Consider the following 22709-nt stretch of genomic DNA (forward strand, 5'->3'; position numbering starts at 1 on the left):
ATGACGCCCAAAAACTCAGAAATCAGCCTTGAGGACCGGATCACCGGAGCCCTCGTGGGCGCGGCGGTGGGCGACGCCCTCGGCGGCCCCGTCGAGGGCTACTCCCCCGAGCAGATCCTCGAACGTCACGCCGGCCGCGTCCACGGCATCGTCGGCCCCTGGAACGGCGACGCCTGGCGCACCGCCCGCCCCATCGCCCCGTACCACAAGGGCGACGGCCACGTCACCGACGACACCTTGATGACCCACGCCCTGATCAGGGTCTACGACCGGGTCCGCGACCACCTCGACGCCTACGCGATCGCCGACCACCTGGTCCCCGACCTGATGACCAACCCGCGCTGGATCCCGGAACTGGAGGCAACGGCGCTCCCCCTCCAGCGCATCTTCCTCGCCGAGAAATGGCTGGTGACCCGCCTCCACTACGGCCATGTCGACCCCCGGGAGGCAGGCGTCGGCAACATCGTCAACTGCGGCGCGGCGATGTACATGGCACCCGTCGGCCTGGTCAACGCGGCCAACCCGCGGGCCGCCTACACCGAGGCCCTGGACATCGCGGGCGCCCACCAGTCGTCGTACGGCCGAGAGGCGGCGGGAGTCCTCGCGGCGGCGGTCGCAGCGGCGGCGGCCCCGGGCGCGACACCGGACTCCGTGGTGACGACCTGCCTCTCCCTGGCGAAGGACGGCACCCGTACCGCGATCGAGCAGGTCTGCGAAGTGGCCACCCACCACACGGACTTCGAGTCGGCCCTGCTCCCGCTGCGGAAGGCGATCGCGCCCTACGACACGGTCGGCCCCGACTACCGCACTCCCTCCCTCGGCGCCCGCCGCCCCTCCCGCCTCCACACGATCGAGGAACTGCCCATCGCCCTGGCCATGTTGCTCGTGGCCGCGGGCGACTACCGCCGAGCGGTCCTCGGCGCGGTGAACTACGGCAGGGACTGCGACTCGATCGCCACGATGGCCGGCGCCCTCGCCGGGGCCCTGGGCTCCCCGGTTCCGGACGACTGGTCCAAAACGGTCTCGGAGGCAAGCCGCCTGGACCTGTGGGCACCGGCAGCAACGCTGACAGCCGTGACCCGGGAGATCTTCGAGAGGGACGTGACCCACCGCAGGACCCACGAGGCGGCCTTCGCGGAACTCGGAGGCCCGAGATGCTCCGACTGACCTGGGTCCAGCCGGAAGACCTCATCGGCCACGAACTCCGCCAGGCGGCCCAGGACGGCAGGGAGCCGTCGGTGATCGCGGCGAGGTGGAGAGCGGCGGGAGGCAACGCGGCGCCGACACGAGCGGGAGCCTCCGCGGAGCCCGCGTCCAGGTACCTGCGGCAACTGGCGGAAGACCTGCTGGACGAACTGGCGGACCTTCCCAGCACGTTGGCGGACCACGAGCCCACCGACCTCGCGACGATCAAGGCCCGCTGCCGGGCGTGGCCGTCGCCCACCCCCGCGGCACCCCCCACGCAGGCCGGTCTGGAAGCGGCCTGGCTGGGCCGAGCGGTGGGCTGCCTCCTGGGCAAACCGGTGGAGAAGCTTCCTCTGGAAGCCATCCGCCAACTCGCCAAAGCAACCGGCAACTGGCCCCTCAACACCTACTTCACGGCCAAGGGCGTCCCGGCGGACCTCCTCGCCGCCCATCCCTGGAACCGCCGCTCGGCAACCACCTCCCTCGCCGAGAACATCGACGGCATGCCCGAGGACGACGACCTCAACTACCCCCTTCTGAACCTCTTGTTGCTGCAACGCCACGGCAAGCGCTTCACCACCACGGACGTGGCCGAACTCTGGCTGGCCGAGCTCCCCGCCGGCCGCACCTTCACCGCCGAACGCATCGCCTACCGCAACCTCCTCCAGGGTCTGGAGCCCCCCAGAACGGCCCGCCACCGCAACCCCTTCCGCGAATGGATCGGCGCCCTCATCCGCGCGGACGTCCACGGCTGGACCAACGCCGGCGACCCGGCCGCCGCGGCCGAACAGGCCCACCGGGACGCCACCCTCACCCACACGGCGAACGGCGTCTACGCGGCGATGTTCACGGCAGCGGTGATCGCCCGGGCGACGACGACCCCCGACATCCACACCTGCCTCCGCACCGGCCTCACCGTGATCCCCCCGAACTCCCGCCTGGCGAAGGCGATCACCCACGCCGTCCAACTGGCCCAGCGGCACGACGACTTCGACAAGGTCGTGGACGAACTCCACGCCACCCACGCGGCAACCCACCACTGGGTCCACTCCATCCCCAACACCGCGCTGATCACCGCCGCCCTCACCCACGCGAACGGCGACTTCACCGGCTCCGTCTGCAGAGCGGTCAGCGGCGGCTGGGACACCGACTCCAACGGCGCCACCACGGGCAGCATCGCCGCTCTTCTGGCCGGCGCCCCCGACCACCTCCCCGACCGCTGGACCACCCCCCTCAAGAACCGCCTGGCCACCTCCGTCGCCGACTTCAACGGCACCGGCTTCGACACCCTGGCCCACCTCACCCACCGGGAGGCTGCTCGCCCATGACCCACATCGCCGTGCTCGGCAGCACTGACATGGACCTGGTCACCTACGTCGAAAAGGCACCCCAACGAGGAGAGACCGTCACCGGCAGAGACACCCTCACCGGCCGCAGCGACCCGTTCGCCGCGGGCGCCGCCCTCCTCGACCGGATCCCGCGCGTGGTGATCACCCTGGGCGCGGCGGGCAGCGTGTATCTGACCCGGGACGCCGAACCCCTCGCCGCCCCCGCCCCGCAGGTCACCGCGGTGGACTCCACGGGTGCCGGCGACACATACGTGGGCGCCGTCGCCCTCGGCGAGGAACGGCCGATCCGGGAGTCGATGGCCTGCGCGGCCGCGCTCTCCGTCCAGCGGGAAGGCACCTCGGCGTCGATGCCCTGCCGATCCGAGATCGAGGCCCGGTACACGTCATGACACACGCACCCCTCACCGGCCTCCGCGTTCTCGACCTGGCCACCCTGTTCGCAGGCCCGATCGCGGCCACGATGCTCGGCGACTTCGGCGCGGAGGTCGTCAAGATCGAGCACCCCACGAAGCCGGACCCCTCCCGTGGCCACGGCCCCTCGAAGGACGGCATCGGCCTGTGGTGGAAAGTCCTGGGCCGCAACAAGCGCACGATCACGATCGACCTCTCGAAGCGGGGCGGTCGCGCCACCTTCCTCCGCCTGGCCGAAACGGCGGACGTGGTCATCGAGAACTTCCGCCCCGGCACCCTGGAGAAGTGGGACCTCGGCTGGCCGGAACTCTCCGCCGTCAACCCCCGCCTGGTCCTCACCCGGGTCACCGGCTTCGGCCAGTTCGGCCCGTACGCCCACCGCCCCGGCTTCGGCACCCTCGCCGAGGCGATGAGCGGCTTCGCGGCGATCACCGGCGAACCGGACGCGCCCCCGGTCCTGCCACCCTTCGGCCTGGCCGACTCCATCGCGGGCCTGGCCACGGCGTACGCGGTGATGACGGCGCTCGCGGCCCGCGACCGCACCGGCGAGGGCCAGGTCGTCGACATGGCGATCATCGAACCGATCCTGACGGTCCTCGGCCCGCAGCCGACCTGGTACGACCAACTCGGCCTCGTCCAGGAACGCACCGGCAACCGCTCCGCCAACAACGCCCCGCGCAACACCTACCGCACGGCGGACGGCACCTGGGTCGCCGTCTCCACCTCGGCCCAGTCGATCGCGGAACGCGTGATGCACCTGGTGGGCCGCCCGGAGTTGATCGACGAGCCCTGGTTCGCGACCGGCGCCCAGCGGGCCGCCCACGCCGACGTCCTCGACCGGGCGGTCGGTTCCTGGATCGCCGAACGCACCCGCACCGAGGTCCTCGCGGCCTTCGAGAAGGCGGAGGCCGCGGTCGCCCCGATCCAGGACATCCGGGACGTGATGACCGACCCGCAGTACCAGGCCCTCGACACCGTCACCACGGTCGACGACCCCGAGCTCGGCCCCCTGCGCATGCAGAACGTCCTCTTCCGGCTCTCCTCGACCCCTGGCACGATCCGCTGGGCGGGCCGCCCGCACGGCGCGGACACGGACGAGATCCTGACAGAACTGGGCCTGACCGAGGCCGAGTTGACGGCCCTGCGCGCGGAGGGCGCGCTGTGAGACCGCACCCGCTCACCTGGCTCTACGTCCCCGGCGACCGCCCGGAGACCGTCACCAAGGCCCTCGCCTCCGGCGCCGACGTCGTGGTCGTCGACCTGGAGGACGCGGTGGCCCCCGAGCGGAAGCGGTACGCCCGCGAGGCGACGGCCGAACGTCTCACCGACCCGCAGCCCATCCCGGTGCACGTCCGGGTGAACGCCCTGGACAACCCCCTGGCGGCAGCGGACCTGGCAGCGATCGCCGCCCTCCCGGGCATCTCCGGCCTGCGCCTGCCCAAGGTCACCGCCCCCGACCAGATCACCCACGTCGCGCAGACGACAGCCTGGGCCGAAGGAGGCGCCCCACCCCTGTACGCCCTCCTGGAGTCTGCCCTGGGCATCGAGCGCGCCCACGCCATCGCCACCGCCCACCCGGGTCTGCGCGGCATCGCCCTCGGTGAGGCAGACCTGCGAGCCGACCTCGGCGTACGACACGACAAGGGCCTGGACTGGTCCCGCTCGCGAGTGATCGTGGCGGCAAGAGCGGCGTCCCTCCCTCCCCCGCCCCAGTCGGTCCACCCCGACACCCGGGACCTGGAGGGCCTCGAAGCGTCCTGCGCCCACGGCCGTGCCCTGGGCTTCCTGGGCCGAGCAGCCATCCACCCCCGTCAACTCCCGGTGATCGAGCGCGTCTATCTCCCCACGGCGGAGGAAATCGAGCAGGCGGAGACGGTCCTCAAGGCAGCGGAAGCCCACCGGGGGGCCCAGGCCCTCCCGAACGGCACCTTCATCGACGCGGCGGTGGTGACCCAGGCCCACCGCACGCTCTCCCTCGCCCACCGCCGCTGACAAACGCGGAGGGCGCCCCGACAACTCGGGGCGCCCTCGGCGACGTACAACCAGCTCTCAGGTCTTCTTCGCCGACTCGGCCTCGTCGGTCACCTCACGGGAGTCGGCCTCGGCCTTCTCGGCACCGTCGGCCTTCTCACCGTCTTCGGCCTCAGCGTCGGCGGCGTCGGCACCCGGCTCGACCACTTCCTCACGGCCGGGCCGCTTCTTCGCCGACAGCACGAAGTACGTCACCGCGAGCACGAACACGATGATCGCGGTCCAGACGTTGAGCCGGACCCCGAGGATGTGGTGGGCGTCGTCGATGCGCATGTACTCGATCCAGCCGCGCCCCGTGCAGTACGCGGCGACGTACAGCGCGAAGGCCCGTCCGTGTCCCAGCGTGAACCGGCGGTCGGCCCAGATGACGAGGAGCGCGACGCCGATGCACCACAGCGACTCGTACAGGAACGTCGGGTGGTAGTGGCCCGGCACCCGGCCGTCCGTGGAGGACGTGATGTTCAGGGCCCACGGCAGGTCGGTCGGCTTGCCGTACAGCTCCTGGTTGAACCAGTTGCCCCAGCGGCCGATCGCCTGCGCGAGGGCGATACCGGGGGCGAGGGCGTCGGCCCAGGCGGGCAGCGGGATTCCCCGGCGCCGGCAGCCGATCCACGCGCCCACCGCGCCGAGCGCGATCGCACCCCAGATGCCGAGGCCGCCCTCCCAGATCTTGAAGGCGTCCACCCAGTCACGGCCCTCGCTGAAGTACAGCTCGTAGTCCGTGATCACGTGGTAGAGGCGGCCGCCGAGGAGTCCGAACGGCACGGCCCAGACCGCGATGTCGGCCACCGTGCCGACCCGCCCGCCGCGGGCGATCCAGCGCTTGTTGCCGAGCCAGACGGCAACGAAGACACCGATGATGATGCAGAACGCATAGCCACGCAGCGGGATGGGACCGAGGTGAATCACCCCGCGCGACGGGCTGGGAATGTAGGCAAGTTCCATGGCAGGGTCGACGCTACCCTGCCGGGCCGGGCCCACGGCAGGCGGCCCGGCAACGGGTCCATAACAGGCGGGTGAGAGAACCCGCCCGCCGACTTACTCCCTGTCGGCCTTTCCTTCACCCCTTGGCAGCGGCCTCCACCTGCTGCTTCAGCTTCGCCGGCGTCATCGTCCGGTCCTGGTAGATGTTCTTGCCGTCGAGCAGCACGGTCGGAGTGCCGGAGAATCCGCCGTTGCGGAAGGCGGCCGCGGACTTGTCCACCCAGGTGTTGTGGGTGCCCTTCTCGACACAGGTGCGGAAGGCGGCGGTGTCGAGCCCCTCGACCTTCTTCGCCAGTTCGAGGAGTTTCCCGTTCTCGGCGTAGTCGTCGCTGGTCTCCTCGGGCTGGTTCTCGTAGAGCACGTCGTGGTACGCCGGGAACTTCCCGGCGTCCTGGGCGCAGGCCGCGGCATTGGCCGCGTTGCGGGAGCCGGTGCCGCCCATGTTGCCGTCGATGATCGTCGCCAGGTGGTACTCGACCTTGAGCTTGCCGGACCCGGTGAGCTCGTGGATCGTCGGGCGGTACGCCGCCTCGAAGGCCTTGCAGCCCGGGCAGCGGAAGTCTTCCCAGACGACGAGCGTCGACGTCGCGCCCTCCTTGCCGACCGGGACGGCGAGGCTGTCCTGGCCGTTGGCCCCCGAGGGCGCCACGACCGGGCCCGAGGCCTTGTCCTTGCCGGAGTTCGCCGCGATGACGCCGATCACCGCCGCGAGGCCCAGGACGCACACCACGCTCGCGCCCACGATCAGCACCCGGCGCCGCTTCTCCGCGGTCTTCTGCTTCGCGCGCTCGTCCCGCCGCCAGCCGCTCCCGGGCGGTGCGCTTTCCCTCACGGTTCTTCTCGCTCACACCCGCAGAACGAACCGGGGAGGCGCACCGCGCCTCCCCGGTCCCAGGACCACCCCTTCGGGTGACCGAATATCTCATTACGCGATGACGGTCCGCGGCTGGGTCACGCCTGTCGGCGCACACCCTTCGCCAGCTCGCCCGCGAGTGCGCGAACGCCCTCCACTCCGGCCTTGTCGTCCGGTGCGTCGAGCATCCGCTTCACGAAGGCCGAGCCGACGATCACGCCGTCGGCGAAGCCGGCCACCTCGGCGGCCTGCGCGGCGTTGGAGACACCGAGCCCGACGCAGACCGGCAGGTCGGCACCGGCACCGGCGACCCGGGTTCGTTCGACCAGGTCCTGGGCCTGCGCCCCGACCGACTCACGGGTACCGGTGACGCCCATCAGGGAGGCGGCGTAGACGAATCCGCTGCCGGCCGCGGTGATCTCGGCGAGCCGCGCGTCCTTGCTGCTGGGCGCGACCACGAAGACCGTGGCGAGCGCGTGCTTCTCGGCGTGCTCCCTCCACAGCGCCGACTCCTGCACCGGCAGGTCGGGCAGGATGCAGCCCGCGCCGCCCGCCTCGGCGAGCTCGGCCGTGAAGCGCTCGACGCCGTAGCGGTCGATGGGGTTCCAGTACGTCATCACGAGCACCGGCTTCCCGGTGGCCTCGTAGGTCTCCTTGACCGTCCGCATGACGTCCGCGATCTTGACGCCGCCGCGCAGGGCGATGTCGTCGGCGGTCTGGATGACGGGGCCGTCGAGGACGGGGTCGCTGTGCGGCAGCCCCACCTCGACGACGTCGGCACCGCCGTCGAACGCGGCCTTGATCGCCTCGATCCCGCCGTCCACGGTGGGGAACCCGGCCGGGAGGTAGGCGATGAGCGCGGCGCGGCCCTCGGCCTTGGCACCGGCGAGGGTGTCGGACAGCAGCTGAATGTTCCCGCTCACTTGGCGTCCCCCTCGATCTCGGCGGTGTCGGCGTCCTGGTCGGCGGCGACCTGGGCGTCGGTGTCGTACAGGTCGAAGTAGCGAGCGGCGGTGTCCATGTCCTTGTCGCCGCGGCCGGACAGGTTGACGACGATCAGTCCGTCCTTGCCGAGCTCCTTGCCGACCTCCAGGGCACCGGCCAGCGCGTGGGCGCTCTCGATGGCCGGGATGATGCCCTCGGTGCGCGAGAGCAGGCGCAGGGCCTGCATCGCCGCGTCGTCGGTGACCGCGCGGTACTCGCCGCGGCCGCTGTCCTTGAGGTAGGAGTGCTCGGGGCCGATGCCCGGGTAGTCCAGACCGGCCGAGATGGAGTACGGCTCGGTGATCTGGCCCTCCTCGTCCTGGAGGACGTAGGAGCGGGAGCCGTGCAGGATGCCGGGCTCGCCCGCGGTGAGGGTCGCCGCGTGTTCGCCGGTCTCCACACCGTGCCCGGCGGGCTCGCACCCGATGAGGCGTACGCCGGTGTCCGGGATGAAGGCGTGGAACAGACCGATGGCGTTCGAACCGCCGCCGACGCAGGCGATGGCCGCGTCGGGGAGACGGCCGGCGCGCTCCAGGAGCTGGCGGCGGGCCTCGACGCCGATCACGCGGTGGAAGTCGCGGACCATGGCCGGGAAGGGGTGCGGTCCGGCGACCGTGCCGAACAGGTAGTGCGTGTGGTCGACGTTGGCGACCCAGTCGCGGAAGGCCTCGTTGATCGCGTCCTTGAGCGTGCGGCTGCCGGACTTCACGGCGATGACCTCGGCGCCGAGCATGCGCATCCGGGCCACGTTGAGGGCCTGGCGCTGGGTGTCGATCTCGCCCATGTAGATGGTGCATTCGAGACCGAACAGCGCGCAGGCGGTGGCCGTGGCGACGCCGTGCTGACCGGCGCCCGTCTCCGCGATCACCCGGGTCTTGCCCATGCGCCGGGTGAGCAGGGCCTGACCGAGGACGTTGTTGATCTTGTGGGAGCCGGTGTGGTTGAGGTCTTCCCGCTTCAGGAAGATCCGGGCACCGCCCGCCTCCGCGGCGAAACGGGGGACCTCGGTGAGCGAACTCGGGCGGCCGGTGTAGTTGACCAGCAGGTCGTCGAGCTCACGGGCGAACTCGGGGTCGTGCTTGGCCTTGTCGTACTCGACGGCGACCTCGTCCACGGCGGCGACGAGGGCCTCCGGGATGAACTTGCCGCCGAACGCTCCGAAGTAGCCTTCGGAGCTGGGGATCTGGCCCTCGGGGTCGGGGATGAAGAACTCGCTGGGCATGCGTAACCTCACGGTGAGTTTGTGTGTGGATCACTAATCGCCGTGGGGGCGGGGTTTGTCCGACGACGAAAGGTCGTCCGTGGCTTGTCGCGCGCACGCGGCGGAGCCGCATGTTCAGAACTGCCCCGCGCCCCTATAGGGCGCGCTGCCATCGACGGCCGTTCACCTGTCCAGGTTCGTCACCGATCACATACCGGACCCGACGACCGTGCACCCTGCGTGCGGGCGCGCGGCAACCACGGGGGCGGCAGCCGCGCGCGAGGCGGGCGTACCTGTCCGTGGTTGTCGTCGTGAGCGTCATCGGGGCAAGCCTAGCGAAAGATCAGCCGCGCCCGTGCCGGAGAGCCGGATGTTCGCCCGCCGCCACCAGGTCGGAGACGGCCGTCTTCGGGTCCTTGCCGGTGACCAGGGACTCGCCCACCAGGACCGCGTCGGCGCCGGCGTTGGCGTAGGCGATCAGGTCGTGCGGGCCGCGGACGCCGGACTCGGCGATCTTGACGAGGTGGGCGGGGATCTCGGGGGCGACGCGCTCGAAGGTGCCGCGGTCGACCTCGAGGGTCTTGAGATTACGCGCGTTGACGCCGATGATCTTCGCGCCGGCGTCCACCGCGCGCTCGACCTCGTCCTCGTCGTGGACCTCGACGAGCGGGGTGAGCCCGATGGACTCGGCGCGCTCGATGAGCGACTCCAGGGCGGGCTGCTCCAGGGCCGCGACGATGAGCAGCACGAGGTCGGCGCCGTAGGCCCGGGCCTCCCAGAGCTGGTACGACGTGACGATGAAGTCCTTGCGCAGGACCGGGATGTCCACGCGCGCGCGGACGGCCTCCAGGTCGGCCAGCGAGCCGCCGAAGCGGCGTTGTTCGGTGAGGACGGAGATGACGGCCGCGCCGCCCGCCTCGTAGTCGGCGGCCAGGCCCGCAGGGTCGGCGATCGCGGCCAGCGCGCCCTTGGAGGGGCTGGAGCGCTTGACCTCGCAGATGACCTTGACGCCGTCGCCGCGCAGGGCGGCCACGCCGTCCTTGGCCGCGGGAGCCTTCGCCGCGCGCTCCTTGAGCTCGTCGAGGCTGACGCGCGCCTGCCGTTCCGCGAGGTCGGCACGGACTCCGTCGATGATCTCGTCGAGCACACTCACGCGAGCGGCCCCCTTCCAGACGGTCGGCAGTTCCGGCGACTGATGAAAACAAGTGGTCACTGCGATGGTATCCGCAGGAGGGCTTAGGCCTCGCATCCGGTTGACGCCGGTCCCACTACCTGGACGTTCATCAGTTGATCAAGGATGAAGCCAGCCACCGAACGGCAGGTTCCGGACAACCGTGAAGACCAGCAGCAATGTCCCCAGTGTCCACAGGTGCACCGGCCCGAGACCGAGCCGGAGCGGTCGGCCGCGCGCCGCACGGACCACCCAGACGGTCCACAGCACGGCGAAGCCCAGATAGCCCACAACAGCCATCGCATTGTCCTGGAAGGCGGCCAGGAAGTCACCGTGGATGAACGCGTGCGCACTGCGCAGACCGCCGCAGCCGGGGCAGTAGAGGCCGGTGATCTGGTACAGCGGGCAGACGGGATAGTGGCCGGGCTGGTTGGGGTCCACGGTCCCCACGTACGCGAAGGCCCCGGCGACGGCCGCCATGATTCCGCCCGGGACGGCGAGCCCGCTGAGTCGGGGTGCGCGCTGGGTGTCGGCGTTCACGCCTCGCATTGTGCCCTGTAGGGCCCCGGCACGCGTGAGGGGCGGCCCCGGCGCTCCCGCCCGGCCGCCCCTCCACGAGGTTCTCCGCGTGTCAGCTCTTGGCCTCGGCCGTCTCACGCTGCTGCGAGGTGACGAGCGCCTTGTGGGCGTCCTTGGGCATGCCCATCCCCATCGCGCTCATGATCCAGCCGACGACACCACCGATGGCCACGATCGCCATACCGGCCCAGAAGCCCGCCGGCTGGGCCATCACCATGAAGGCGCCCGCGACGCAGAAACCGATGAAGGCGATAGTGACACCGGTCCAGGCGGCCGGGGTGTGACCGTGGCTGCTGCCCGCCATTGCTTGCTCCTAGGTGCTGAAGTACGTGTCTGAGCCGGACGCTCGAAGTCATTGTCCCGTACGCGGGGGCACAAGGTGATCCGGGGTCGCGCTTTGCGGGCGACGGCTACGCCCCCGTCGGATCCTCTCCCCGGTCCAGGGCCTTCCAGATGTCCTCGGGCCGGTCGGGATCGACAACGGCCGCCTTACGACGCACTCGGGGCGCCCCGTCCCGCTCGTACCGCCCGGACATCGCGGGCCACGACCGCCCGTAGCGCAGAGCGAGCAGCCCGGCGAGCAGGATCAGCGCACCCCCCACCGCCGCGACGTACGGCCAGGCGGTGTGGGAGAGAGCGGCGACCGTCGCCGAGGTGTCGCCGGAGGCCTGGGCCGCCTGCTCGTCCAGCGCGGACGAATCGCTCGCCCCGAACAGCGCCGCGGCGACGGTCCCCGCGCCGGAGAGCGCGAGCAGCGCGGCGACCAGGAGCCGCCCGGCCTTGCGGACGGCGAAGACGGCGACGAGCGCGGCGAGGCCCACTATGGCCAGGGCGGCCGGGACGCCCGTGACGTCACTGCCCTTGGCGGTCAGGGGAAAGGCGCCGCCTGCCACGGTCGCGGTGCCCTCGGACCACCGCTGACGGGTGGCCAGCAGCGCCACGGCGGCGCCGAGCGCGCCGCTCAGCAGAGCGACGGCGAGGCTCAGACGTCCGGCCCTGGCGGGTCCGGCGGCTTCGGAACGGGGGTGCGGTACAGCAGTCACGTACCCCACTATCACCCGAACCCCGGGCGAACGGGCACCCGGGGCTCCGTGAGAAGCGCCCCATTCCTCGGTGAAGGCCCCCTACCTGCCGAGCCGGTTCGCCGTGTGGACCGCCCGCAGCACCGCCGCCGCCTTGTTGCGGCACTCCGTGTCCTCTGCGACCGGGTCGGAGTCGGCGACGACGCCGGCACCGGCCTGGACGTAGGCCGTGCCGCCGCGGAGGAGGGCCGTACGGATCGCGATCGCGGTGTCGGAGTCGCCCGCGAAGTCGAGGTAGCCGACGCAGCCGCCGTACAACCCGCGCCGGGAGGGCTCGAGTTCGTCGATGATCTGCATCGCGCGGGGCTTGGGAGCGCCGGAGAGGGTGCCCGCGGGGAAGCAGGCGGTCAGGACGTCGAAGGCGGTGCGGCCGGGCGCGACCTTGCCGGTGACCGTGGAGACGATGTGCATCACGTGGGAGTACCGCTCGACGGACATGAAGTCGACGACCTCCACGGAGCCCGGCTCGCAGACGCGCCCCAGGTCGTTGCGGCCGAGGTCCACCAGCATCAGGTGCTCGGCACGCTCCTTCGGGTCGGCGAGCAGCTCGTCGGCGAGTGCCTGGTCCTCCTGCGGGGTCGCCCCGCGCCACCGGGTGCCGGCGATGGGGTGGACCATGGCGTGCCCGCCCTCGACCTTGACCAGAGCCTCGGGGGACGAGCCCACGACGTCGAAACCGTCGAAGCGGAACAGGTACATGTACGGGGACGGGTTCGTGGCCCTCAGGACGCGGTAGACGTCCAACGCGCTTGCCGTGCACGGCGTCTCGAAGCGCTGGGAGGGGACGACCTGGAAGGCCTCCCCGGCCCGGATGCGCTCCTTGATGTCCTCGACGGCCTCCTGGAAGTCGGGGCCGCCCCAGAGCGCGGTGTACTCGGGCAGCTCGGAGGGCGGCAGGACCGCCGGGGGCTGGGCCACCGCGCGCGACAGGTCCGCCTCCATGGCGTCCAGGCGGGCCACCGCGTCGGCGTAGGCCTCGTCCACGCCGGTGTCGAGGTCGTTGTGGTTGATCGCGTTGGCGATCAGCAGGACCGAGCCCTCCCAGTGGTCCATGACGGCGAGGTCGCTGGTCAGGAGCATGGTCAGCTCGGGCAGCTTCAGGTCGTCGCGCTCGCCGGGGCCGATCTTCTCCAGGCGGCGGACGATGTCGTAGCCGAGGTAGCCGACCATGCCGCCGGTGAAGGGCGGCAGGCCCTCCTGGTGCGGGGTGTGCAGGGCCTCGATCGTGGCGCGCAGGGCGGCGAGCGGGTCGCCGTCGACGGGGACGCCGACCGGCGGGGTGCCGAGCCAGTGGGCCTGGCCGTCGCGTGCCGTCAGGGTCGCGGCCGAACGCACGCCCACGAAGGAGTAACGGGACCACGAGCGGCCGTTCTCCGCGGACTCCAGCAGGAAGGTGCCGGGGCGCTCGGCGGCGAGCTTGCGGTAGAGGGCGACCGGGGTGTCGCCGTCGGCCAGGAGCTTGCGCGTGACGGGGATGACACGGCGGTCGGTGGCCAGCTTGCGGAAGGTCTCGAGGTCCATGGCGGCTGACCTTACTGATCCGAGGCGGCGGCACCGGAATCAGCGCCGTCCTTGAGGAGCACGTCCGCGTCGAAGCAGGTGCGCGCGCCGGTGTGGCAGGCGGCACCGACCTGGTCGACCTTGACCAGCACGGTGTCGGCGTCGCAGTCCAGGGCGACGGACTTGACCCACTGGAAGTGGCCGGAGGTGTCGCCCTTGACCCAGTACTCCCGGCGGCTGCGCGACCAGTAGGTGCAGCGGCCGGTGGTCAGCGTGCGGTGCAGCGCCTCGTCGTCCATCCAGCCGAGCATGAGCACCTCACCGGTGTCGTACTGCTGGGCGATGGCGGGGACGAGCCCGTCGGCGCTGCGCTTGAGGCGCGCGGCGATCTCCGGGTCGAGGCTGCTGGGTGGGGGCGTGCTGGTCATGGTTGCCATTGTGCCGCCCGCCACCGACAAGCCCGGCGTGGTGTCCACTGTGCGGACCGGGGAGGCGGCCGTAGGCTGACTGCATGTCGACTTTCGCCAAGCGTGAACGACTTCTCCTCGCCGACCTGTTGGAGGCCGAGGGTCCGGACGCCCCCACTCTCTGCGAGGGCTGGCTCACCCGCGATCTCGCGGCGCACGTGGTGGTGCGCGAGCGCCGTCCCGACGCCGCCGGCGGCCTGCTGATCAAGCAGCTCGCGTCCCGCCTGGACCGGGTGATGACCGAGTTCTCCGAGAAGCCCTACGAAGAGCTGATCCAGCTCATTCGTACGGGCCCGCCGCGTTTCTCGCCGTTCCAGCTCAAGCAGGTCGAGGAGCTGTCGAACACGGTCGAGTTCTACGTCCACACCGAGGACGTCCGCCGGGCCCGCCCCGACTGGGCGCCGCGCGAGCTGGACTCCGTCTTCCAGGACGCCCTGTGGTCCCGTCTGGAGCGCACCGCCCGGCTGATGGGCCGCGGCGTCCCCACCGGCCTGGTACTGCGTCGCCCGGACGGCCAGACGGCGGTCGCCCACCGCGGCACACCGGTCGTCACGGTGACCGGTGAGCCGTCGGAGCTGCTGCTGTTCCTGTACGGCCGGCAGAGCGCGGCCAAGGTGGAGCTGGACGGCGACAAGGAGGCGATCGCCAAGCTGCACGAGGCGAAGGAGCTCGGGATCTGAGGTCACGTGGGGAGCTCGGCGCGGCGCAGGTTCCGTGCGCACAGCGCGACCACCCCGCCGAGCCCGCACACCGCCGCGCTGACCACGAAGACCGGTCCGGTGCCCCAGGCGCCGATGGCGGCGGCCGACAGGGGCATGCTCAGCGGTGCGAAACCGAGACTGACCAGTGAGGCGACGGCGGTGACGCGGCCCAGGTAGCCGGGATCGGCCTGGGTCTGCAACAGGGCGCCGCACAGGGCACCGCTGAGTCCGGCGAGCAGTCCGATCAGCAGGGCGACCCCGACTGCCGCGAGGACCCCTGGGACGAAGGCCAGTGCACCGATCGCGACCGCCCCGCCGAGGCAGGCGTACACCATCACGTGTCCGGCGTGCGGCACGCGCCCGCGCACGGCGAGCAGCAGGGAGGCGGCCCCGGCGCCGACCCCGAACCCGGCGAGCACCGAGCCCATTCCGGAGGCGCCCCAGCCACGCTCGTCGGCGAGCAGGGTCAGCCCGATGTTGAGCGGTCCGACGAACCCGAGGTCACCGAGGGCGATGGCCAGCATCAGCGGGGCGAGGACACGGTGACGGCGGATGTAGCGCAGCCCGACGACCAGGTCCTGCCAGGCGGCACCACCAGGACCGAGGGCGCCTCCCCCGGCCTCCCCGACCACCCGCTCGCCGCTGTCGACCACCGCGCCCACACGGCCGCCTCGACGGCCCTCCCGCTTGCCGCCCTCACCAGCCACCCGGCCGCGGCCCGCCGCACCCAGCCCACCACCACGGCCGACCAACCGCTCGCGGACCGACTGTCCACCGTCACCACCAACCATCCGACCGCCACCCGCCGCACCCGCCCCACCACCACGACCAGTCAACCGCTCGCGGACCGACCGCCCACCGTCCCCACCCGCCGCACCCGCCCCACCACCACGACCAGTCAACCGCTCGCGGACCGACCGTCCACCGCGCTCACCAACCACCCGCTCGCCGCCGTGGCCCGGCTTCCCCGCGTCCGCACCGACCGCTTCTCCTGCGCCTCCGTACCCCGCGCCAAAGACCCCCGTGCCCTCAGCTCCGTCGACCGTTCCGTCGACCGCCCCGGCTCCCTCCCCGGACCCGTCGCCGGCAGGCAGCTCCCGCAGTCGTACCGATATCAGCAGCGGCACCGACACCGCGATCAGCACCCCCGCGAAGGTGAACGCCGCCGCCGCGCCTCCGACCGCCACCGCGAGTCCGCCCAGCGGCGCGCCGACCACGCTCGCGAAGCGGATGCCGAGGCCCCGCATGCCCTGCACGCGCGCGAGTTGCCCGCGGCTCGTCACGCGCGCGGGGAGGGCCCCCACGGCCGGCAGGAACACCGCGTCGACGGTGCCGAAGACGAGGGCGAGCACGGCCAGCTGCCACAGGCCCGGGCCGGTGAGGAAGAGCAGCCCCGCCACCGCGAGCACGGCGGCACAGCGGACCGTGTCACTGATGATGACGACCCTGCGCGGCCCGAACCGGTCGGCGATCACTCCCCCGCCCAGCATGAGCACGGCACGCGGCACTGCGCTGACCGCCATCACGACGCCTGCCTGCGAGGGCGTACCGGTCTGGACAGCCGCCCAGGACAAGGCGATGTAGTAGACGCTGTCGCCGATCATCGACGCGGTGTAGCCGCCGAGCCAGCGCAGGACGTTGCCGTCACGGTGGGCGGGGGTGTCGACGGGGTCGGCCGGGGTGGCGAGCGTGGCGGTCACTGAAGGGAGCCCTCTCAGACGCGGAACGGGAATCCGTACATGTGCAGCGCGACGTTCTCGCGGCCCTCGGTGTCGCCTGCGGCTTCGGCGGCCCGGCCCTTCTCGTCGTACTTCCTGGCAATCGCGAGCAACTCCTCGCGCAGTTCGTCCAGTTCGGCCGAGGTCAGCCGCAGCAGGGACTCGCTGTCCGGGGCGGCAGCGTTCCATTCGGCGCTCCAGGTCGGCCGCTCGTCGAGGTAGCGGCGGTACATGTCGGCGCGCTGCTCGTGGAAGAGCCGCGTGGCCGCCAGATGCGCGGCCGCCCGCTCCGGCGCGTCCCGGAAGTCCCGGTCGCGGATGCTCACGCCCTGGGAGGAGGGCTGCCACCAGCGCTCCCGGCCGTCCCCGCTCTGCGGTTCGGCCTCCTCGATCAGCCCGTGCTCGGCCAGCTTGCGCAGGTGGTAGCTGACCAGCGACACGGCCTCGTCGACCTGGTCGGCGAGGTGGGAGGCGGTGGCGACCCGGGACACGCACAGCCCCCGGTAGAGCTGCATCCGCAGCGGGTGCGCGAGTGCCTTGAGCGTGCCGAGGTCGGTGATCGGGCGGTTCTGCTCGCGTGACATGCCCTCACCGTAGGTACGCAAGGAAATTTGCGCAATATATTTTGCGCAACTTCTCTTTCCTGTTTGTCCATGGAAAAGCCCCGGCCGTCTCGGCGACCGGGGCTCAGCCGGACAAAGGCATCACCGCACCGGGTGCCCCGCCCCCCGCAGCGTCTCCTTCACCTCGCCGATCCGCAGATCACCGAAGTGGAACACCGAGGCCGCCAGCACCGCGTCCGCGCCCGCCCCGATCGCCGGCGGGAAGTGGTCGAGTCTGCCCGCGCCGCCGGAGGCGATCAGCGGCACCGTCACGTGCTTGCGGACGGCCTCGATCATCTCCAGGTCGTAGCCGTCCTTGGTGCCGTCCGCGTCCATCGAGTTGAGCAGGATCTCGCCGGCGCCCAGCTCGGCCGCCCGGTGCGCCCACTCCACGGCGTCGATGCCGGTACCGCGACGACCGCCGTGGGTGGTGACCTCGAAGGTCCCCGCAGCGGTGCGTCGCGCGTCCACCGACAGCACCAGCACCTGCCGGCCGAACCGCTCGGCGATCTCCTTGATCAGCTCGGGGCGCGCGATGGCCGCGGTGTTCACCCCGACCTTGTCCGCCCCCGCCCGCAGCAGCTTGTCCACGTCCTCGGCCGTGCGGACACCGCCGCCGACCGTCAGCGGGATGAACACCTGCTCGGCGGTGCGGCGCACCACGTCGTACGTCGTCTCACGGTTGCCCGACGAGGCGGTGATGTCCAGGAACGTCAGCTCGTCGGCGCCCTCGGCGTCGTACACCTTGGCCATCTCGACGGGGTCGCCCGCGTCGCGCAGGTTCTGGAAGTTGACGCCCTTGACGACCCGGCCGTTGTCCACGTCCAGGCAGGGGATGACTCGTACGGCCAGTGTCATGAGGACACTCCTCGGAACGCCTCCACCTCGACCTCGACGACCAGACTCGGGTCCACGAAGCCGGAGACGATGATCATGGACGCGGCGGGCCGGACGGCGTCGAACAGCTCCTTGTGGGCGCGTCCGACATCGTCCACGTCCCGGGCGTGGGTGATGTACATGCGGGTCCGCACCACGTCGTCCCGGCCCAGGCCCAGCTGCTCCAGCGCCGCGAAGGCGACGCCGAAGGAGTTGACCGTCTGTTCGTACGGGTCGCCTCCGGCGATCTCGCCGTCCACGATCGACGTGCAGCCGGAGACCAGCACCAGGCCGTTGGGCAACTCCACCGCTCGGGAGTACCCGAAGGTGTCCTCCCAGGGCGCACCGGTCGTGACGCGTCGCAGATCGCTCACTGAGCCACCGCCTCCAAGGCCTCTTCCAGGGTGAACGCCTTCGCGTACAGGGCCTTCCCGACGATGGAGCCCTCGACACCGAGGGGCACCAGCTCGGCGATGGCCCGCAGGTCGTCCAGCGAGGACACGCCGCCGGAGGCCACCACCGGGCGGTCGGTCGCCGCGCACACATTGCGCAGCAGCTCCAGGTTCGGGCCCTGGAGCGTGCCGTCCTTGGCGATGTCGGTGACGACATACCGGGCGCAGCCCTCGGAGTCGAGCCGCTCCAGCGTCTCGTAGAGGTCGCCGCCGTCGCGGGTCCAGCCGCGGCCCTTCAGGGTCGTACCGCGGACGTCCAGGCCCACCGCGATCCTGTCGCCGTGCTCGGCGATGACCTTGGCGACCCACTCCGGGCTCTCCAGGGCGGCGGTGCCGAGATTCACCCTGGTGCAGCCGGTGGCGAGGGCGGCCGCCAGCGAGGCGTCGTCCCGGATGCCGCCGGACAGCTCCACCTTGATGTCCATCGCCTCGGTGACCTGCCGGACCAGCTCACGGTTGTCGCCGGTGCCGAACGCCGCGTCCAGGTCGACCAGGTGCAGCCACTCCGCGCCCGCCCGCTGCCAGGACAGGGCGGCCTCCAGGGGGGAGCCGTACGACGTCTCGGTCCCGGACTCGCCGTGCACGAGGCGGACGGCCTGGCCGTCGCGGACGTCGACGGCGGGAAGGAGTTCGAGCTTGCTCACAGTGTTCCGATCCAGTTGGTGAGGAGCTGGGCACCGGCGTCGCCGGACTTCTCGGGGTGGAACTGCGTGGCCCACAGCGCGCCGTTCTCCACGGCGGCCACGAAGGGCTTGCCGTGCGTCGACCAGGTGACCTTGGGAGCCGTCATCGCCTTGTTGTGCGTCTCCAGCGACCAGTCGTGAACGGCGTAGGAGTGCACGAAGTAGAAGCGGGCGTCGGCGTCCAGGCCCGCGAACAGCTGGGAGCCGGCCGCCGCGTCGACGGTGTTCCAGCCCATGTGGGGCACGATGTCGGCCTTCAGCGGCTCGACCGAGCCGGGCCACTCGTCGAGCCCCTCGGTCTGCACCCCGTGCTCGATGCCGCGCGCGAAGAGGATCTGCATGCCGACGCAGATGCCCATGACCGGGCGCCCGCCGGACAGCCGGCGGTCGATGATCCAGTCGCCGCGGGCCTCGTGCAGGCCCTTCATGCACGCGGCGAAGGCACCGACGCCCGGCACCAGCAGACCGTCGGCGTTCATGGCCCTGTCGTAGTCACGCGTTATCTCGACGTCGGCTCCTGCACGCGCGAGGGCGCGCTCGGCGGACCTCACGTTGCCGAAGCCGTAGTCGAAGACGACGACCTTCTTCGTGCTTGTCGACGAAGCGCTCAATTCCACACCTCCAGCCTCAGGACGCCGGAGACCAGACACATCGCGGCGCCGATGGAGAGCAGCACGATGAGGCTCCTCGGCATCTGCTGCTTGACGAAGGAGTAGATGCCGCCGGCCAGGAAGAGGCCGACGACGATCAGGAGGGTCGAGAGGCCGTTCACAGCGCGCCCTTCGTGGAGGGGAGGATGCCGGCCGCGCGCGGGTCGCGCTCGCTGGCGTACCTGAGGGCCCGGGCCAGCGCCTTGAACTGGCACTCCACGATGTGGTGCGCGTTGCGCCCGTAGGGCACGTGCACGTGCAGCGCGATCTGCGCCTGGGCGACGAAGGACTCCAGGATGTGCCGGGTCATCGTGGTGTCGTACTCGCCGATCATCGGCGCCATGTTCTCGGGCTCGGTGTGCACGAGGTAGGGGCGGCCGGAGAGGTCGACGGTGACCTGGGCGAGGGACTCGTCCAGGGGGACCGTGCAGTTGCCGAAGCGGTAGATGCCCACCTTGTCGCCGAGCGCCTGCTTGAAGGCGGCCCCGAGCGCGAGGGCGGTGTCCTCGATGGTGTGGTGGGAGTCGATGTGCAGGTCGCCCTCGGTCTTCACGGTGAGGTCGAACAGACCGTGCCGGCCGAGCTGGTCGAGCATGTGGTCGTAGAAGCCGACGCCCGTCGACACCTCGACCTTCCCGGACCCGTCGAGATCGATCTCGACCAGGACCGAGGTCTCCTTGGTCACTCGTTCCACACGTCCTGCGCGGCTCATGTGCTCTGCTCCTTCGGGGGTGTGGGGGTGTCCCCCACAAGACACTGCAACTCACGTACCGCGTCGAGGAACGCGTCGTTCTCCTGCGGGGTTCCGGCGCTGACCCGCAGCCACCCCGGGATGCCGTTGTCCCGGACCAGGACACCCTGGTCGAGGATCTTCTGCCAGGCCGCGTGCGAGCCCCCTGGGCCATCGAACCGCCCGAACTGCACGAAGTTCGCGTCCGAGTCCACGACCTCGAAGCCGATCACGCGCAGCTCGCTCACCAGCCGGTCCCGCTCGGCCTTCAGCTGCTCGACGTACTTCAGCAGCGTGTCGGTGTGCTCCAGAGCGGCCAGCGCGGTCGCCTGTGTGACGGCCGACAGGTGGTAGGGCAGCCGTACCAGCTGCACGGCGTCCACGACCGCCGGGTGCGCCGCGAGGTAGCCGAGGCGCAGGCCCGCGGCCCCGAACGCCTTCGACATCGTCCGTGAGACGACGAGATTCGGCCGTCCTTCGAGCAGCGGCAGCAGCGAGTCGCCGTGGCTGAACTCGACGTACGCCTCGTCGACCACGACCATGGAGGGCTTCGCGGCCTGCGCGGCCTCGTAGAGCGCGAGGACCGTCTCGGGCGGGACCGCGTTTCCCGTGGGGTTGTTGGGGGTCGTGATGAACACGACGTCCGGCTTGTTCTCGGCGACGGCCTGCTCGGCGGCGGCGAGGTCGATCGTGAAGTCCTCCCCCCGGGGACCGGAGATCCAGCCCGTGCCGGTGCCGCGCGCGATGAGGGCATGCATCGAGTACGACGGCTCGAAACCGATCGCCGTACGGCCCGGTCCGCCGAAGGTCTGGAGCAGCTGCTGGATGACCTCGTTGGAGCCGTTCGCCGCCCAGACGTTGGCGAGGCCGACCTCGTGCCCCGAGGTGTCGGTGAGGTACTTGGCGAGCTGGGTGCGCAGCTCGACCGCGTTGCGGTCCGGGTAGCGGTTGAGATCGCGGGCGGCCTCGCGGACGCGCTCGGCGATGCGCTCGACCAGCGGCTCGGGCAGCGGGTAGGGGTTCTCGTTGGTGTTCAGCCGTACGGGGACGTCCAACTGGGGCGCGCCGTAGGGGGACTTGCCGCGCAGCTCGTCCCGTACGGGAAGATCGTCGATTCCGAAGTTCACTTGCTCGTCGGCACCTTCCACCCGAACCGGGCCTTGATCGCCGCCCCGTGGGCGGGCAGGTCCTCCGCCTCCGCCAGCGTCACCACGTGGTGCGCCACGTCCGCGAGCGCGTCCTTCGTGTAGTCGACGATGTGGATGCCCCTCAGGAAGGACTGCACGGACAGTCCGGAGGAGTGGCAGGCACACCCACCGGTCGGGAGCACGTGGTTGGACCCGGCGGCGTAGTCGCCGAGCGACACGGGGGCCCAGGGCCCGATGAAGATCGCGCCCGCGTTGCGGACCCGGTCGGCGACCGCCGCGGCGTCGGCCGTCTGGATCTCCAGGTGCTCGGCGCCGTACGCGTCGACGACCCTGAGGCCCTCGTCGATGCCGTCGACGAGGACGATCGCGGACTGCCTGCCCTTCAGGGCGGGCACGATCCGGTCGTCGATGTGCTTGGTGGCCGCGACCTGCGGCTCCAGCTCCGCCTCGACCGCGTCCGCGAGCTCGACGGAGTCGGTGACCAGGACGGCGGCGGCCAGCGGGTCGTGCTCGGCCTGGCTGATCAGGTCGGAGGCCACGTGCACCGGATCGGCGGAGGAGTCCGCCAGGACCGCGATCTCGGTCGGTCCGGCCTCGGCGTCGATGCCGATCTTGCCCGTGAAGTAGCGCTTGGCCGCGGCGACCCAGATGTTGCCGGGGCCGGTGACCATGGGGGCGGGCGGGCAGGACTCGGTGCCGTACGCGAACATGGCGACGGCGGTCGCGCCGCCGGCGGCGTAGACCTCGTCGATGCCGAGCAGCGCGCACGCGGCGAGGATCGTCGGGTGCGGGAGGCCACCGAATTCGGCCTGAGCGGGCGAGGCGAGCGCGATGGACTCCACTCCCGCCTCCTGCGCGGGCACCACGTTCATGATCACGGACGACGGGTAGACCGACCGGCCACCGGGCGCGTACAGCCCGACCCGGTCGACCGGCACCCACTTCTCGGTGACGGAACCGCCGGGCACGACCTGGGTCGTGTGGGTCGTACGGCGCTGCTCGCGGTGGACGAGACGGGCGCGGCGGATGGACTCCTCCAGGGCGGCGCGCACAGCGGGGTCGAGCTCTTCGAGCGCCTTGTCCAGAGCGGCGGCCGGCACCCGTACCGACTCCAGCCGCACCCCGTCGAACTTCTCGGCGAAGTCGATCAGCGCCGCGTCACCCCGATGATGCACGGCCTCGCAGATCGGACGCACCTTCTCCAGGGCGGCCTGAACGTCGAAGTCGGCTCGGGGCAGCAGGTCGCGCAGGGCAGGGCCCTCGGGGAGGGCGTCGCCGCGCAGATCGATTCGGGAGATCACGTCGTCAATTCTCTCAGACCCTCGTCAGGGCCCGTTCGCGCATTCCAATGG

25 protein-coding genes and 2 pseudogenes are annotated in these 22709 nt (G+C 71.3%); 6 read left to right on the forward strand and 21 right to left on the reverse strand.

Annotated elements, in window-relative coordinates; all coding sequences use genetic code 11:
- The 5 genes and pseudogenes from QF027_RS13065 (at position 1) to QF027_RS13085 (ending at position 4937) form a co-directional block, all read left to right on the forward strand.
- Entirely contained in the window at positions 1–1167 is a 1167-nt protein-coding gene (locus QF027_RS13065) for an ADP-ribosylglycohydrolase family protein (RefSeq protein ID WP_307074633.1), read from the forward strand.
- Positions 1155–2513, forward strand: coding sequence for an ADP-ribosylglycohydrolase family protein (locus QF027_RS13070; RefSeq protein ID WP_307074634.1), 1359 nt, complete (start codon positions 1155–1157; stop codon positions 2511–2513). The genes QF027_RS13065 and QF027_RS13070 overlap by 13 nt, the downstream gene beginning before the upstream one ends.
- A 92-nt stretch (positions 2514–2605) precedes the next feature.
- Positions 2606–2923 (forward strand): annotated as a pseudogene (locus QF027_RS13075) (PfkB family carbohydrate kinase); the annotation flags it as partial.
- Complete coding sequence (locus QF027_RS13080; protein WP_306982899.1) at positions 2920–4110, forward strand: CaiB/BaiF CoA transferase family protein; 1191 nt, start codon at positions 2920–2922, stop codon at positions 4108–4110. The pseudogene QF027_RS13075 and the gene QF027_RS13080, both read left to right, overlap by 4 nt.
- Positions 4107–4937 carry an HpcH/HpaI aldolase/citrate lyase family protein gene (locus QF027_RS13085; RefSeq protein ID WP_307074636.1) on the forward strand — a complete coding sequence of 277 codons (831 nt, stop codon included), beginning with the start codon at positions 4107–4109 and terminating at the stop codon, positions 4935–4937. The genes QF027_RS13080 and QF027_RS13085 overlap by 4 nt, the downstream gene beginning before the upstream one ends.
- Before the next feature lie 57 nt (positions 4938–4994).
- On the opposite strand, the gene lgt is transcribed toward QF027_RS13085, so the two are convergent.
- The 11 genes and pseudogenes from lgt to hisI form a co-directional block, all read right to left on the reverse strand.
- Positions 4995–5921 carry a prolipoprotein diacylglyceryl transferase gene (lgt, locus tag QF027_RS13090; protein WP_307074638.1) on the reverse strand — a complete coding sequence of 309 codons (927 nt, stop codon included), beginning with the start codon at positions 5919–5921 and terminating at the stop codon, positions 4995–4997.
- Positions 5922–6036: 115 nt separating this feature from the next.
- Positions 6037–6808: pseudogene (locus QF027_RS13095) on the reverse strand (DsbA family protein).
- 103 nt (positions 6809–6911) lie between these two features.
- The gene (gene trpA / locus QF027_RS13100) at positions 6912–7736 is read right to left on the reverse strand and encodes a tryptophan synthase subunit alpha (protein ID WP_306982890.1); all 825 of its coding nucleotides are present in this window, start codon (positions 7734–7736) and stop codon (positions 6912–6914) included.
- A complete protein-coding gene (gene trpB / locus QF027_RS13105; RefSeq protein ID WP_307074640.1) occupies positions 7733–9019 on the reverse strand; it encodes a tryptophan synthase subunit beta in 1287 nt (428 codons plus the stop codon). Before trpB ends, trpA begins: the two co-directional genes overlap by 4 nt.
- Before the next feature lie 133 nt (positions 9020–9152).
- Complete coding sequence (gene trpM / locus QF027_RS49595) at positions 9153–9320, reverse strand: tryptophan biosynthesis modulator TrpM (protein WP_164932276.1); 168 nt, start codon at positions 9318–9320, stop codon at positions 9153–9155.
- 21 nt (positions 9321–9341) lie between these two features.
- Entirely contained in the window at positions 9342–10151 is an 810-nt protein-coding gene (trpC, locus tag QF027_RS13110; RefSeq protein WP_057618470.1) for an indole-3-glycerol phosphate synthase TrpC, read from the reverse strand.
- Between the two features lie 138 nt (positions 10152–10289).
- Positions 10290–10718 carry a DUF2752 domain-containing protein gene (locus QF027_RS13115; RefSeq protein WP_307074642.1) on the reverse strand — a complete coding sequence of 143 codons (429 nt, stop codon included), beginning with the start codon at positions 10716–10718 and terminating at the stop codon, positions 10290–10292.
- An 82-nt stretch (positions 10719–10800) separates the two neighbouring features.
- Positions 10801–11052, reverse strand: a complete 252-nt coding sequence (locus tag QF027_RS13120) for an HGxxPAAW family protein (RefSeq protein WP_306982880.1) — start codon at positions 11050–11052, stop codon at positions 10801–10803.
- 106 nt (positions 11053–11158) lie between these two features.
- A complete protein-coding gene (locus QF027_RS13125) occupies positions 11159–11800 on the reverse strand; it encodes a TIGR02234 family membrane protein (protein ID WP_306982876.1) in 642 nt (213 codons plus the stop codon).
- A 72-nt stretch (positions 11801–11872) separates the two neighbouring features.
- A complete protein-coding gene (locus QF027_RS13130; protein ID WP_306982874.1) occupies positions 11873–13351 on the reverse strand; it encodes an anthranilate synthase component I in 1479 nt (492 codons plus the stop codon).
- Positions 13352–13362: 11 nt separating this feature from the next.
- Positions 13363–13758: a phosphoribosyl-AMP cyclohydrolase gene (gene hisI / locus QF027_RS13135; RefSeq protein WP_306982872.1), complete on the reverse strand. Its 396-nt coding sequence runs from the start codon at positions 13756–13758 to the stop codon at positions 13363–13365.
- A gap of 83 nt (positions 13759–13841) precedes the next feature.
- On the opposite strand from hisI, the gene QF027_RS13140 reads away from it, so the two are divergent.
- Positions 13842–14477, forward strand: coding sequence for a TIGR03085 family metal-binding protein (locus tag QF027_RS13140; protein ID WP_306982870.1), 636 nt, complete (start codon positions 13842–13844; stop codon positions 14475–14477).
- Between the two features lie 2 nt (positions 14478–14479).
- On the opposite strand, the gene QF027_RS13145 is transcribed toward QF027_RS13140, so the two are convergent.
- From QF027_RS13145 to hisD, 10 genes are all read right to left on the reverse strand, one after another.
- Positions 14480–16102 carry an MFS transporter gene (locus QF027_RS13145; protein ID WP_373432495.1) on the reverse strand — a complete coding sequence of 541 codons (1623 nt, stop codon included), beginning with the start codon at positions 16100–16102 and terminating at the stop codon, positions 14480–14482.
- A 110-nt stretch (positions 16103–16212) separates the two neighbouring features.
- Positions 16213–16800 carry an ArsR/SmtB family transcription factor gene (locus QF027_RS13150; protein ID WP_307074646.1) on the reverse strand — a complete coding sequence of 196 codons (588 nt, stop codon included), beginning with the start codon at positions 16798–16800 and terminating at the stop codon, positions 16213–16215.
- 120 nt (positions 16801–16920) lie between these two features.
- Positions 16921–17676, reverse strand: coding sequence for an imidazole glycerol phosphate synthase subunit HisF (hisF, locus tag QF027_RS13155; protein ID WP_306982862.1), 756 nt, complete (start codon positions 17674–17676; stop codon positions 16921–16923).
- Complete coding sequence (locus QF027_RS13160; protein ID WP_307074648.1) at positions 17673–18068, reverse strand: RidA family protein; 396 nt, start codon at positions 18066–18068, stop codon at positions 17673–17675. Before QF027_RS13160 ends, hisF begins: the two co-directional genes overlap by 4 nt.
- Positions 18065–18790, reverse strand: a complete 726-nt coding sequence (gene priA, locus QF027_RS13165; RefSeq protein ID WP_307074650.1) for a bifunctional 1-(5-phosphoribosyl)-5-((5-phosphoribosylamino)methylideneamino)imidazole-4-carboxamide isomerase/phosphoribosylanthranilate isomerase PriA — start codon at positions 18788–18790, stop codon at positions 18065–18067. Before priA ends, QF027_RS13160 begins: the two co-directional genes overlap by 4 nt.
- Entirely contained in the window at positions 18787–19446 is a 660-nt protein-coding gene (gene hisH, locus QF027_RS13170; RefSeq protein WP_306982855.1) for an imidazole glycerol phosphate synthase subunit HisH, read from the reverse strand. Before hisH ends, priA begins: the two co-directional genes overlap by 4 nt.
- Positions 19437–19601 (reverse strand): hypothetical protein, encoded by a 165-nt coding sequence (locus tag QF027_RS13175; RefSeq protein ID WP_306982852.1) that lies wholly within the window; start codon positions 19599–19601, stop codon positions 19437–19439. The genes hisH and QF027_RS13175 overlap by 10 nt, the downstream gene beginning before the upstream one ends.
- On the reverse strand, positions 19598–20191 hold the full coding sequence (gene hisB, locus QF027_RS13180; protein ID WP_307074652.1) for an imidazoleglycerol-phosphate dehydratase HisB: 594 nt from the start codon (positions 20189–20191) through the stop codon (positions 19598–19600). The genes QF027_RS13175 and hisB overlap by 4 nt, the downstream gene beginning before the upstream one ends.
- The gene (locus tag QF027_RS13185) at positions 20188–21336 is read right to left on the reverse strand and encodes a histidinol-phosphate transaminase (protein WP_307074654.1); all 1149 of its coding nucleotides are present in this window, start codon (positions 21334–21336) and stop codon (positions 20188–20190) included. The genes hisB and QF027_RS13185 overlap by 4 nt, the downstream gene beginning before the upstream one ends.
- On the reverse strand, positions 21333–22658 hold the full coding sequence (gene hisD / locus QF027_RS13190) for a histidinol dehydrogenase (protein WP_306982847.1): 1326 nt from the start codon (positions 22656–22658) through the stop codon (positions 21333–21335). Before hisD ends, QF027_RS13185 begins: the two co-directional genes overlap by 4 nt.
- Positions 22659–22709 lie beyond the last annotated feature (51 nt).

It is taken from the genome of Streptomyces canus (genome assembly GCF_030816965.1).
Taxonomy (GTDB): domain Bacteria; phylum Actinomycetota; class Actinomycetes; order Streptomycetales; family Streptomycetaceae; genus Streptomyces; species Streptomyces canus_E.